Below are 13,276 nucleotides of genomic sequence, written 5' to 3'. Positions count from 1 at the left end.
CGCAGCCTGGGAATGCACCATGCTGCCGAGTTCGCACTCCACCGGAGCCGGCCGCACCAGGCCGGTGTCCGACAGCGCCCAGGGCGCTATCTACCTGCCGCTGCGCGCCATGGGCGCCCGGCTGCAGCAGCACATTGCGTTCCAGCGCCTGCGGTTGCAGCGCGTCGCGTCGCGTCGCATCGTAGTGCCGATATGTCTCTGAAAATCAACGAGCTCTGCGTCAACTGCGACGTCTGCGAGCCTGCGTGCCCGAATCACGCCATCTCGATGGGCGAAACCATCTACGTCATCGATCCGGCACGTTGCACCGAGTGCGTGGGCCATTTCGACGAAGCGCAGTGCGTGGTGGTGTGCCCGGTCGAATGCATCGATCCGGATCCGGCCATTCCGGAAACCCATGACCAGTTGCTGGCCAAGCTGATGCAATTGCAGCGCGATCACCCCGAACTGTACGAACAGGAGCCCCCCGCCCCGTGAGCACTTTTTCCCGACGTTTTTCTTCGCGCGGCGTGTTGCTGCTGGCCTTTGTGCTGGCGCCAGCGGCCTGGTGCGCCGATGCCGCCAAGCCGGCGACGGCCACCACCGCAGCGGTTGCCGCGCATCCGCCCGGCGCGGCGATCGCCAGCGGCCATGCGCTGGCCACCGATGCCGGCCTGCAGATCCTGCGCGAAGGCGGGAATGCGTTCGATGCCGCGGTGGCGGTGTCGTCCACGCTGGCGGTGGTCGAGCCGATCAGCTCAGGGCTGGGCGGCGGCGGTTTCTTCCTGTTGCACGATGCCAAGACCGGCAAGGACGTGATGCTGGACGCGCGCGAAACCGCGCCCGCGTCGGCCACCGAAGCGCAGTTTCTCGACAAGAAAGGCGAGCTGGACCGCGACCGCTCGGTCAATGGCCCGTGGTCGGCGGGCATCCCGGGCTTGCCCGCAGCGCTGGTGGAGCTGGCTGCCAAACACGGCCGGCTGCCGCTGAAGCAGTCGCTGGCACCCTCGATCCGCATCGCGACGGAGGGTTTTCCCGTCTACGCGCGCATGGCCAAGGGCTATGCCTCGCGGCGCGAGGTGATGGAGCGTTACCCCGGTACGCGCGAGGTGTATCTGCGCGGCGGCAAACCCATTGCCGAAGGCGACACCTTCAAGCAGCCGGAGCTGGCGCAGACGCTGCAGCTGCTCGGCGACAAGGGCTTCGACGGGTTTTACAAGGGCGAGACCGCCAAGAAGTTGCTGGCCGGCGTGAAGCAGGCCGGCGGCCAGTGGAGCGCGGCCGAGCTGGCCGGGTACCGGGTCAAGGAGCGCGCGCCGATCCAGTTCGACTACCGCGGCTGGAAGATCACCACTGCGCCGCCGCCGTCGTCCGGTGGTATTGCGCTGGCGGCGATGCTGCAGATCCTGGAGGGCTGGGACTTGAACACGCTCGATGAGGTGCATCGCACCCATCTGGTGGTGGAGTCGATGCGCCGCGCCTACCGCGATCGCACCTTCTTCCTGGGCGACCCGGACTTTGTGGACGTGCCGCAGCGCGTGCTCACCAGCAAGGACTACGCGCAAGGCCTGCGTGCCACCATCAATCCGGACAAGGCCACGCCCAGCGATCTGCTGTCGGGCAACCCCACGCCGCTGGAAGACGACGAGACCACGCACTTTTCCATCATCGATGGCGAAGGCAACCGCGTCGGTGCCACCCAGACGGTGAACCTGCTGTACGGCTCGGGCCTGATTCCCAAGGGCACCGGCGTGCTGCTCAACAACGAGATGGACGACTTCGCGCTCAAGCCGGGCACTCCGAATGCGTTCGGCGTGATGGGCTACGCCGCCAACGCGCCCAAGCCGGGCAAGCGCATGCTCAGTTCGATGACACCCACCTTCATGGAATCGGCCGACAAGGCGATCGTGCTCGGCACCCCGGGCGGCAGCCGCATCATCACCATGGTGCTGCTGGGGATCCTGGGCTACGACGCCGGCCTGGATGCGCAGGCGGTCAGTGCGCTGCCGCGCTATCACCACCAGTGGTTGCCGGACGTGATCGACGCCGAGACCGACGCGTTTTCGGCGCAGACCGCCAAGGGCCTGCAAGCGATGGGGCATGCATTGAAAATGCCAGGCGACACCGCCGAAGGCGGCCGTGGCTCCAGCCATGTGTGGGGCAACCTGCAAACGGTGGAGTGGGACAAGCGCCGCAACGTGCTCAGCGGCGGCAGCGACCCGCGTAACCCGGTGGGCAAGGCGCAAGTGCAGTTGGACGCGACGGCACGCTGAGGCGTGAACCCGATTGCGTCGACGCCCGGTAGCCGGCAAGGCGGCCGGGCGTTGTTCGTTGTTTCGATCAAGCGCCATTGATGCAATGCGACCGTGGTTGCCTGGGCTGGCGCGTTTGCTGCCAGCCCAGCATGCGCTTGATTGCTGGCATGCAGTGATGATGAGCGCGGCATGGCTGCGTGCGAGGCGATCCGCGCAAGGGGCGCATTGCTGCAGCGATGCGGATTGACGCATCGGCTATGCCGGCATTGGACTTGTCGCTGCAAGATAATGCGGCGACCATCGTGGCATGACTATCTTCAAAACTCTGCTCACCAGCCTGATGATCGTTTCGCCCGTGCTCGCCTGCGCTGCAGAGACAACCGGCAGGCAGGAGGCCGTGGCGGCCAGCGACGCCATCCACGTCAACCAGCTGGGCTATCTGCCGGGCTCGGCAAAAATGGCGATCGTCGGGCTGCCGCCGCAGGGCACCGCGCAGCGTTCGGACCGCTTCACCGTCGAAGATGCACAGGGACGCAGCGTGTTGCAGGGAACCCTGCAGCCGGCCGCGATGTGGTCGCCGGCCGGACAGCAGGCGCGGGTGGCGGATTTTTCCGGGCTGCGTGCGGTCGGAACCTATCGGTTGAAGGTCGACGGGCTGCCGGCATCGGAGACCTTCGCCATCAACGCGCATGCCTATCAGCCCCTGGTCGATGCAGCGTTGAAGGCGTTCTACTTCAACCGTGCCAGCACCGCGCTGCCGGCACGCTACGCCGGGCGCTATGCGCGCGCGGCCGGGCACCCGGATACGCAGGTGCGCATCCATCCGTCCGCAGCGTCTGCAACGCGTCCGACCGATAGCGTGATCAGCGCGCCCAAGGGCTGGTACGACGCGGGCGACTACAACAAGTACATCGTCAATTCCGGCATCAGCACCTACACCTTGCTGGCGGCCTACGAGCAGTATCCGGCGTTCTTCAGGTCCAAGCCGCTGACCATCCCCGACGATGCGCCCGGCGTGCCCGGCATCCTGCAGGAGGCCTGGTGGAATCTGGACTGGATGCTCGCCATGCAGGACCCGGCCGATGGCGGCGTGTACCACAAGCTCACCGACAAGCAGTTCGATGGCTTGGTGATGCCGGATCAGGCCACCCAGCAACGCTACGTGGTGATGAAGACCACTGCCGCGACCTTGGACTTCGCTGCGGTGATGGCCGTCGCCAGTCGCGTATATGCGCCATTTGAAAAGCAGTATCCGGGGCTGTCGGCGCACATGATGAAAGCCTCGCGGGCTGCGTGGGCGTGGGCGAAGCAGCATCCGGACGTGATCTACCGGCAGCCCAGCGACGTGCGTACCGGCGGTTACGACGATGCACACCTGGATGACGAATTCGCCTGGGCGGCGGCCGAGTTGTACATCGCCACCGGCGAGGATGGGTTCTACGACGCGATGATCGCGCGCAACGTGCCGGCCACCGTGCCCTCATGGGGCAATGTCGGTGGGCTGGCCTGGATGTCGTTGGCCGCGCATCGCGACCGACTCACGCCGCATGCCGATCGCGCGCGGATCGCACGGGAGATCACCGGACTGGCACAACAGTTGGCCGACACTTGGCAATCATCGGCATGGCGGCTGGCGATGAACGACAGCGATTTCGTCTGGGGCAGCAATGCAGGGGTGCTCAACCGCGCGATGATGCTGCTACAGGGCTACCGGCTGACGCAGCAGCGGCAATTTCTGGATGCGGCGCAATCGCAGCTGGACTACATCCTGGGCCGCAATCCGCTGGGGCTGTCGTTCGTGACCGGGATAGGCAAACGCACCCCGATGCATATCCATCACCGCCCCTCCGAGGCCGATGGGATCGAAGCGCCGGTGCCGGGTTGGCTGGTCGGCGGCCCGCAGCCGGGGCAGCAGGATGCCAAGGAGTGCAAGGTGCCGTACCCCTCCAAACGGCCGGCGTTGTCGTACCTGGACAACTTCTGCAGCTACTCCACCAACGAGGTGGCGATCAACTGGAATGCGCCGCTGGTGTATGTGAGCGCGGCGATCGAGGCGTCGACGCGCTAAAGCGTCGCTATCAAGCCGATGCCGCGGCTGTTCCTTTTCCCGTCGGGAGAAGGTGGCGCGCAGCGCCGGATGAGGGTACGGCGTCGGCAGGAATACTGATACACCGTACCCTCATCCAACCCCTCTCCCGGGGGGAGAGGGGCTTAAACTCACTCCAGCCGCGTCCCAAAAATCCGGTCGCCTGCATCGCCCAGGCCGGGCAGGATGTAGCCCTTGTCGTTGAGGTGGTCGTCGATGGCCGCGGTATAGACCTCGACATCCGGGTGCACCGCTTCGAGCGCCTTCAGGCCTTCCGGCGCGGCGACCAGAAAGATGCCTTTGATGCGCCGTGCGCCGGCGCGCTTGAGCATGTCGATGGTGGCCATCAGGGTGCCGCCGGTGGCCAGCATCGGGTCCAGGATCAGGGCGTCGCGTTCTTCCAGGCGGCCAGTGAGGCGTTCGAAATAGGGCACCGGTTGCAGGGTCTCTTCATCGCGCTGCAGACCGACCACGCTCACGCGTGCGGCAGGAATCAGTGCCAGTACGCCGGGCAGCATGCCCAGACCGGCGCGCAGGATCGGTACCAAGGTGATCTTTGCGCCGGCAATGCGCTGCACCGTCACCGGGCCGGCCCAGCCCGGCTGGGTGTGCGATTCGGTGTCCAGATTGGCGGTGGCCTCGTAGGCCAGCAGCGTGCCCAGTTCGGTGACCAGTTCGCGGAAGCCCTTGGTGCTCAACGCGGCATCGCGCAGCAGGCCGATCTTGTGCTGGACGAGGGGGTGGCGGACTTCGACGATTTTCATGGGCAGCGGCAGGCGGGAGAGGGGCACAGTGTGCCGCAGCCGCGCGGTGTGTCGCCACACTTCGGGTGTGATCGCTGATGCATATGTCATGTCAGTGAAACGTCGTAGACATAGTGTGCCCACCCATTCTTAACCGATTGGGGAAGCACCCGTGTTGAACAAGACTCCGCTCTGCCTGGCGATCACGCTGACGTTGGCTGCGGCCACGTGGAGTCCGCTGGCGCACGCGGCCCAGGGTGCGGCCACGGGCGGCGCTGCCAGCGCTGCGGCAATCGACCTGGAGCGGCTGGAGGTGCGCCCGCAGCTGGAAGCGCAGGAGCGCGCAGTCGATCTCAAACGCGCCTCCGATGCCATCCAGGACGCCGTCGCCTCCGATGCGATGGGACGTTACCCGGACAAGAATGTTGCAGAATCCTTGCAGCGCCTGCCCGGCGTCAGCGTGACGCGCGACCAGGGCGAAGGCCGCTTTGTGGTCATCCGCGGACTGGATTCGTCGCTCAACAGCGTCACTATCGACGGCATGACCATGGGCACGCCGGAAGACGGCACGCGTTCGGCACCGCTGGACGTGATTCCTTCCGATTCCACCGAGCGCCTGAAGGTGGTCAAGTCGCCGACCCCGGACATGCCGGGCGATTCCATCGGCGGCGCGATCCAGGTGGAATCCACCTCCGCCTTCGATCGCGACGGACGCACCTTGCGCGGCTCCATCGAAGCCAGCCACCAGTCGCTGTCGGGCAAGACCAGCCCGAAGGGCGCCTTCAACTACAGCGACATCTTCAATGGCACCTTCGGGGTGGCCGTGGGCGTGAACTATCAGGACCGCGAGTTCGAATCGGACAATACCGAAGTGGCCTACGACACCTTTGACGGTGGCGCGGACGACGATCTGTTCGCCGGCGAAGTGCAACGCCGCAAATACTTCATCGAACGCACCCGCATGGGCGCGAACCTCAATCTGGACTGGCGCCCGGACGCGGATAACCGCTACTACCTGCGCACGCTCTACAGCCGTTTCGACGATGCCGAAACGCGTCAGCGCACCATCTTCGGGTTGAGCGATGGCGAGGTCAGTGCCAATGGCGACGGCACCTATCGCGTGGACGACCTGCCGGCCGACAGCATTTCCAAGCGCGTGCGCTACCGCACCAAGAAGGAAGACACCATGGCGTTGAGCGTGGGTGGCGAAAACCGCCTGAGCGCCGCCACCGTGGATTACAAGCTGGGCTACACCAAGACCCGCGAGCGCGTGAACGATGAAAAGGAGGCGCGCTTCAATTACGACGGCGACGATCTGGCGGCCACGGTGGATCAGCGCAGTGGCATTCCGAAGCTGGGCTTCTCCGACAACGGCTGGCAGAGCAACGATGATTTCGTGTTCGATCGCTTCGTGATTGCGCCCACGCAGGTGGACGACAGCGAGCGCAGCGCGCAGATCAATGTGCGCTTTGACGGCGAGCATTCCAGCCTGAAGATGGGCGTGCTGGGCCGCTGGCGCGAGCGCGGGGTGAACGTGGACGAAAACGAGCTGCGTCGTGGGCCGGCCATCGACCTGAGCGACTGGACCACTCCCGCGCCCGAGCACCGTGGCGGCACCTTGGGCCAGAGCATCGGCTCGGACGGCATGCGCCGTTACTGGAACACCTCCGGCGATCTGTACAGTGCACGCCCGCAGGATGTGGGCGGCAATCTGCAGACCTCGCTGCAGGACGATTACACGGCCACCGAAGATGTCTTCGCCACCTATGCGATGGGCACCTGGGACATCGGCGCACTGCGCATGATCGCCGGCGTGCGCGTGGAAAATACCCAGTTCGATGCCACCGGCAACCAGGTGGACGTGGCAGCCAATGGCCGCACCGCCACGGTGACGCCACGCGAGGCTTCCAGCAGCTACACCAACGTGCTGCCCGGCCTGCATCTGCGTTACGACAGTGGCAACGACTGGGTGCTGCGCTTTGCGGCCAACAAGACCTTGTCGCGCCCGGCGTTCGGCGATGTGTCGCCACGCGTGAGCATCAACCGTGGCGATAACGAGGTGAGTCTGGGCAACCCCGATCTCGATCCGTACCGTTCGCAGAACCTGGACCTGTCGTTCGAAAAATACCTCGGCAGTACCGGCGTGATCTCGCTGGGCGTGTTCCACAAGTCGATCGACGACTACATCGTGCAGACCATCAACACCAACGATGCGGAATTTCCGGGCCTGCAGGTCACACGCTCGATCAATGGCGAAACCGCAAAGGTGCGCGGCGCGGAATTCAATTGGCAGCAGACCCTGGACTTCCTGCCCGAGGGCTGGAATGGTTTTCTGGTTGGTGCCAGCGCCACGGTGCTGGACAGCGATTTCAATCCGGGTCTGGAAAATCGTGCCGGCGACGACTTCACCCTGCCGCGTTCGTCCAAGCGCATCTACAGCGGCCACCTGGGCTACGAAAAATACGGGTTCAGTGCGCGCGTGGCGGCGGTGTATCGCAGCCAATATCTGGACACCATCGGGCAGAGCCGTGCGTACGATATCTACGTTGCCCCACACACGCAGCTGGATTTCAGCATGAACTATCAATTCAACAGCCACGTCAGCCTGTATCTGGAAGCGCAGAACCTGTTGGACGAGCCGTTGGAGCTGTATCAGGGCATCCGCTCGCGCACCCTGCAAAATGAAGAGTACGGCCGCACCTACGCGCTTGGCCTGAAGGTGGCGCTGTGATCGCACCACGCACCTTCGTGCAGATCACGCTGCTGTCCGCTGCCGCCGCATTGGTCGGTTGCGCCAGTGCCCCGGCCGGCCGCGAAGCCGACGAAGCGCTGCTGAAGGATCCCTTGCTCAGCAAGGCCAACGTAGCGCACGAAGTGGTGCCGGAAGCCTTCATTACCGCGCTGACGCCAGCGGACAACCTGGATTCGCCGGCCAGCTGGATGGCGCCGGATGGTCGCCGTTGGGTGATCGCCACGGCCAAGGACACGCATGCGCTGGTGGTGTTCGACGGCGACAGCGGCAAGCGGCTGCGCGTGGTCGGCGGCAAGGGCAAGGCCCTGGGCAAGCTCGACCGCCCCAACGGCATTTCGGTGGTCGATGACCTGGTGTTCGTGGTGGAGCGCGACAACCGGCGCGTGCAGGTCTTCTCCTTGCCCGATCTGACGCCGGTGACGGCGTTTGGCCAGAACCAATTGCGCGAGCCCTACGGCCTGTGGGTGCGCAAGCACGAGGGCGGCTACGAGGTGGTGGTCAGCGACAACTACATGTCGCCGGCCAACAAGGATCTGCCGCCGCCGCTGGCCGAGCTTGGCCAGCGCTTTCGGCGTTATCAGCTCGATGCTGCAGGGCAGGGCTGGCAGGCACGACTGACGCAGAGTTTTGGCGACACCAGCGAAGCGGGCGCGGTACGGATTGCCGAATCGGTGTTCGGCGATGAAGCCAATGCGCGGCTGATGATTGCCGAAGAAGACGTGGCCGTGGGCACGCAGTTGCGCGACTACGGCATGGACGGGCGGTATCGCGGCCGCAACGTCGGCGCCGGGCTGTTCAAGGCGCAGGCCGAGGGCATCAGCTTGTTCGCATGCAGCGACGGGAGCGGCTACTGGATCGCCACCGATCAGTTCAAGGACCGCAGCGTGTTCCAGGTCTTCGATCGCAAGACGCTGGCGCATGTCGGCGCCTTTGCCGGCCGTGTGACCGCCAACACCGATGGCGTGTGGCTGGATCAACGCAGCGATACGCGCTTTCCGGGTGGCGTGTTCTATGCGTTGCATGACGACCAGGCAGTGGCCGCGTTCGATTGGCGCGATATCGCGCGGACATTGCGCCTGAAAGAGTGCACGCCATGATGGCCGCGCGCAGATCGGTCTCTGCGTTGCTTGCGGCGATCGCAACCATAAGCGTTTCAGCCTCGGCTGCCGACCGTGCTGCCGAACCCAATACGCAGGTGCCGGCGGGTTCGACGCATTATGTTGCCGATGGCTTCCCGGACCGCATCGTCGCCACGCCGGCGCAGGACGCGGCCACAGGGTTTGCGGTGGCCTGGCGCACCGATGCCAGCGTCGACAGACCGTGGCTGGAACTGGTGGTCGCCGGCGATTCGCCGGATGTAGGCACGCCACGACGCATTCGGGCGAGCACGCTGACGCTTGCCAGCGAAAACGGCAGTTCGCATCACCATCGCGCCGATGTCGACGGGCTGCAGCCGGACACGATGTACGCGTACCGCGTGCAGGGGCAGGGGACCTGGGGCGCGTGGAATCACTTCCGCACGGCTGCCACAGCCACCACGCCGCTGACCTTGCTGTATTTCGGCGATACCCAGAACAAGAATCTCAGTCTGGTCTCGCGGGTGATCCGTCAGGCCTGGCGCTCGGCGCCGGACGCGCGGCTGGCCTTGTTCGCCGGCGACCTGGTCAGCGGCAAGGACGGCCAGGACGACAACGAATGGGCCGAGTGGTTCGAGGCCGGGCGCTGGCTGCTGGAAGGCACTGCAGTGGCGCCGGCGCCGGGCAATCACGAATATCACGAAGAGGGCGAAGACACGCCGCAGGCAACCCGCGTGCTCGGCAGTCATTGGCCGGTGACCTTTGCGTTGCCGCGTAACGGGCCTTCGGCCACCGCGCGCACCAGCTATTGGTTCGACTACCAGGGCGTGCGCGTTGCCGTGCTCGACGGCACCTCGGCGCTGGACCTGGGGACCGGCCCCGCGCAGGCGCAGTGGCTGGACAAGGTGCTGGCCGACAACCCGCATCCCTGGTCGATCGTGCTGATCCACCAGCCATTCTTCTCGCCGCGTGCCGATCGCGAAAACGAAAAGTTGGTCGCACAGGTGCTGCCGGTGATCCGACGCCACAAGGTGGATCTGGTGTTGCAGGGCCACGACCACACCTACGGCCGACGCGGCGATGCGGCCGGGCAGGCGACGCCGGTCTTCGTGGTCTCGGTCGCCGGGCCCAAGCAGTACCGCCTGTCGGACATGGCGCGCACCACCATGCGCCCGGTGGGCGAAGACACCCAGCTCTATCAGGTGCTGCGTCTGGACAGCCAGCATCTGGTGTACGAATCGCGCACGGCCACCGGTCGTCTGTACGACGCGTTCGAACTGCAACGCGACAGCGACGGCAGCAAACGCTTGATCGAACGCGAGGCGGGACGCATCGCGCCACGCAATTGCCCGCGCAGCGCAACGCTCAAAGGGCGTGCGGATCGATGCTGGGAATGAGCGAGGGCAGGCAACAGCCTGCCCAAGCATTACCTTGCTACTGGCGGCGGGGCAGCAGTGCGCAGACGGTCTGCAAGCTGCACGTGGTTGCGTGTCCGCTGCCAGCTTCTTCGAGGTGCCCACCGCCGCCTTGAATATGACAAGGCAGCACGCGGTTTAATCCGGATTTCGACTGTATTTATGCGTTGTTTCAAAACTTCGCATCTGTATAGATTGTTTCTATGAGCTTGCGGTCGATCATCATGTACTGCGATTTATGTCACGTCGATAGTGCGACTACGGTTGGTACGGCCGGGACAGCGACCAGGTAGCCGAATCGATGCGGCACTGCGGTGGCGGCTCGGTTCCCCCACCGCCCGAGTCGCCCCCATGATTCCCCAATTGATTCACCTGACCGCACCCACCAAGCAGCTGCTATGGGAAGAGCGCAGGATCTGCGATCGCCTGCAGCGCCTGTTGCCTGGATGGACCTGTTACGTCTGGGACGATGCCGATAACGCAGAACTGATGCGGCGTGCGTTTCCCGAGTTTGCCCAGCGCTACGAGCAGATCCGCTTCGGCGTGATGAAAGCCGACATCGCCCGGTGCGCGTACATGCACGCACATGGCGGCTTCTACTTCGACACCGACTACAAACTACTACGACCGCTCGATGCGCAGGTGCTGTCGCAGCATTGCGTGTTGCCCGTCGAGGAAGGCGCGCCGGGCCAGGAAGACTTCAAGATCGGCAATGCCGTGTTTGGCTCCGAGCCCGGGCATCCGTTCTGGCGCGCGTTCATCGAGCACATCTTTACCGCGCATGCCCCGGAAACGCTGCAGGATCACCGCGAGATCCCGATGATTTCGGGCCCGCGTGGGCTGACGCGTTTCTACAACGCGCATGGCGGGCAGTTCGCCGACATCCTGTTCCCGCCACGCGATGCCTTCCATCCGGACCGCACCTGGTTCGGGCTTGGCCATCGTGGCGGCAAGATCGCGGTCGGCTCGCACCTGTGCTGGGCATCGTGGCGCGGCAAGTCGCCGCGGCGTGCGCTCACCAACTACCTGCGCCGCAAGTTGAATGCGGTGCCGATCTGAGTGGCAGCGTGCACGGTGATACGGCAATCGACCTGGGGCAGGGCCGCTCAGGTCGAATCGGGGTGAGGTCATCGCCCTGCATGCGCAGGCGATTTATGCAAGCGCAAGCTTGCATGTTCTCGTGGCTTCGCATCGTGTGTTGCAGGTATTGCGCAAATTCAAACCAGGCAACGCAGGCGGGACAATGGCCGATGACCCATCCTGGATCGGCTGGACGCAACCGAAGGCTTGCGCCACTGTCGCCGGCGCCGATCACGGTTCCAGGGCGCCGCGCACAGCGCCGGTGGAAGACCTGTCAGCCATCTGCCGCACGCCGACGACATGCGCGCCGGCGTGCCGCGTGGAGCAAATCAGGCCGCTGCGGCCTGCACCTGACGTGGGCCTTCCTTGAGCGCACGCGCGATCAGACCGACCAACAGATCGAGTTCGTCTTCATCCATCGCAAAGTGCGGGGTGAAACGCAGCGAATTCTCGCCGCCGTGGATCACGTTGACGCCGCGGTGGCGTAACCACTCCTCGGTGGAACCGGCGCCGTAGCACTTGAATTGCGGTGCCAGTTCGCAGGAGAACAACAGGCCGGTGCCTTGCACCTTGGTGATCAAGCCGCCGAGTTCGGCCTGCAGCGCCTCCAGCTTGGCAATCGCCTGCGCACCGCGAATGCGGATGTTGTCGCGCACCTGCGGGGTGAACAACGCCAAGGTGGCGCAGGCCACATCGAGCGCGCGCGGGTTGGTGGTCATGGTGTTGCCGTAGGTGCCCTTGCGATACACCTGCGCGGCGTGCTCGGTCACCGCCAGTACCGACAGCGGGTACTGCGCCGCATTGAGCGCCTTGGAATAGGTTTCCAGGTCCGGCGAGTCGAGCTGCTCGAATCCCGGGTAGTCCACCACCGACAGCACGCCATGCGCGCGCAGCCCGGCCTGGATGGAATCGACCAGCAACAGGCTGCCATGGGTACGGGTCAGCGCGCGCGCGGCGGCGTAGAACTCGGCCGGCAACGCACGCCCCGGGTCGCCTTCGCCCATCACCGGCTCCAGGAACACCGCTTCGATAAACCAGTGATTGCGCGCGGCCTCATCGAAAGCGCGTTGCAACGCGGCCACGTCGTACGGGGCGATTGCGATGACCGAATCCTCGTCGCGATAGCTGGCCAGGTACTTGGTGTAGGTCTTGCGGCTGGAATCCGAGTACAGGCCCGGGCGATCGGTGCGGCCATGGAAGCTGCCCTTGACCACCAGGCGTTTGATGGTGGCACCGGCATGCCGCGCGCCGGGGTCGGTGTGCAGCTTGGCGTTGGTATCGACGATGCGGGCAGCCAGGCCCACCGCTTCGGAGCCGGAATTGAGACACATGAAGCGTGCAAACGGGCAGCCGCCGCGGCTGTGGCCGATCTCGGCACGCAGGGCGCGATCGAGCCGACGTTGCGCCAGGCTGGGCGTCATCACGTTCGCCATCACCTGCGGGCGCGCCATGGCCTCGAGCACCGCGGCCGGCGTATGGCCGAAGCCGAGCATGCCGTAGCCGCCGGCGTCGTAGAGCACTGCGCCCTTGAGCGTGACCACCCATGGCCCGCGTGCGGCCAGTGCCACGTAAGGCGTCACTGCGTCGTCGGCATAGAAATTGATGAAACCTTCCTGCACCGCGCCGATCTGAGCCTCTTCGTCCAGGTCCAGCAGGTCGGCGGCGTCATCGCGCACCAGCGCGTACTCGGCTGCTGCCGCATGGATGGCCTGCTGCAGGTCAGGGTGGCTGCCGGCCAGGCGCGCGATGGTCGCATCGTCCAGGCCTTCGGTCAGGCGGCGGCCGGCATGGGCACGCAGCGGGGCGAGCGGGGCAAGGACGGACATGGCGCATCTCCTTCAAAGGTGGCGTTCCCTTCCTATTATCGGCAGAAGATCGGCGTTTGGCAGC

Annotated in this window: 10 protein-coding genes; 8 read left to right on the top strand and 2 right to left on the bottom strand. The window is 65.2% G+C overall.

Annotated features, from left to right (window positions below; translation table 11 throughout):
- Positions 1-19: 19 nt before the first annotated feature.
- The 4 genes from ACCQ16_RS12520 (at position 20) to ACCQ16_RS12505 (ending at position 4,302) form a co-directional block, all read left to right on the top strand.
- Positions 20-202 (top strand): hypothetical protein, encoded by a 183-nt coding sequence (locus ACCQ16_RS12520; RefSeq protein WP_218490655.1) that lies wholly within the window; start codon positions 20-22, stop codon positions 200-202.
- Positions 193-477: a YfhL family 4Fe-4S dicluster ferredoxin gene (locus ACCQ16_RS12515; RefSeq protein ID WP_014090436.1), complete on the top strand. Its 285-nt coding sequence runs from the start codon at positions 193-195 to the stop codon at positions 475-477. Before ACCQ16_RS12520 ends, ACCQ16_RS12515 begins: the two co-directional genes overlap by 10 nt.
- Positions 474-2,252 carry a gamma-glutamyltransferase gene (gene ggt / locus ACCQ16_RS12510; RefSeq protein ID WP_014090435.1) on the top strand — a complete coding sequence of 593 codons (1,779 nt, stop codon included), beginning with the start codon at positions 474-476 and terminating at the stop codon, positions 2,250-2,252. Before ACCQ16_RS12515 ends, ggt begins: the two co-directional genes overlap by 4 nt.
- Positions 2,253-2,541: 289 nt before the next feature.
- A complete protein-coding gene (locus tag ACCQ16_RS12505) occupies positions 2,542-4,302 on the top strand; it encodes a glycoside hydrolase family 9 protein (RefSeq protein WP_218556295.1) in 1,761 nt (586 codons plus the stop codon).
- A 149-nt stretch (positions 4,303-4,451) separates the two neighbouring features.
- Here the strand turns inward: ACCQ16_RS12505 and upp are convergent, their stop codons facing one another.
- Positions 4,452-5,084 carry a uracil phosphoribosyltransferase gene (gene upp, locus ACCQ16_RS12500; protein ID WP_011347830.1) on the bottom strand — a complete coding sequence of 211 codons (633 nt, stop codon included), beginning with the start codon at positions 5,082-5,084 and terminating at the stop codon, positions 4,452-4,454.
- A 151-nt stretch (positions 5,085-5,235) separates the two neighbouring features.
- Between upp and ACCQ16_RS12495 the strand changes: the two genes are divergently transcribed.
- The 4 genes from ACCQ16_RS12495 (at position 5,236) to ACCQ16_RS12480 (ending at position 11,365) form a co-directional block, all read left to right on the top strand.
- Positions 5,236-7,794: a TonB-dependent receptor gene (locus tag ACCQ16_RS12495; protein ID WP_277572692.1), complete on the top strand. Its 2,559-nt coding sequence runs from the start codon at positions 5,236-5,238 to the stop codon at positions 7,792-7,794.
- A complete protein-coding gene (locus tag ACCQ16_RS12490; RefSeq protein WP_041469682.1) occupies positions 7,791-8,912 on the top strand; it encodes a phytase in 1,122 nt (373 codons plus the stop codon). Before ACCQ16_RS12495 ends, ACCQ16_RS12490 begins: the two co-directional genes overlap by 4 nt.
- A complete protein-coding gene (locus tag ACCQ16_RS12485; protein ID WP_277572693.1) occupies positions 8,909-10,288 on the top strand; it encodes a purple acid phosphatase family protein in 1,380 nt (459 codons plus the stop codon). Before ACCQ16_RS12490 ends, ACCQ16_RS12485 begins: the two co-directional genes overlap by 4 nt.
- Before the next feature lie 369 nt (positions 10,289-10,657).
- The gene (locus ACCQ16_RS12480; RefSeq protein ID WP_008574407.1) at positions 10,658-11,365 is read left to right on the top strand and encodes a glycosyltransferase family 32 protein; all 708 of its coding nucleotides are present in this window, start codon (positions 10,658-10,660) and stop codon (positions 11,363-11,365) included.
- 350 nt (positions 11,366-11,715) lie between these two features.
- On the opposite strand, the gene ACCQ16_RS12475 is transcribed toward ACCQ16_RS12480, so the two are convergent.
- The gene (locus ACCQ16_RS12475; RefSeq protein ID WP_218534425.1) at positions 11,716-13,212 is read right to left on the bottom strand and encodes an aminotransferase class III-fold pyridoxal phosphate-dependent enzyme; all 1,497 of its coding nucleotides are present in this window, start codon (positions 13,210-13,212) and stop codon (positions 11,716-11,718) included.
- Positions 13,213-13,276: the final 64 nt, after the last annotated feature.

The organism is Xanthomonas sp. NCPPB 1062, from assembly GCF_041481705.2.
In the GTDB taxonomy this organism is placed as follows: Bacteria; Pseudomonadota; Gammaproteobacteria; order Xanthomonadales; family Xanthomonadaceae; genus Xanthomonas; species Xanthomonas euvesicatoria.
Note: the sequence above shows the minus strand (reverse complement) of the source record. Positions and strands in the feature narration are given on the sequence as shown.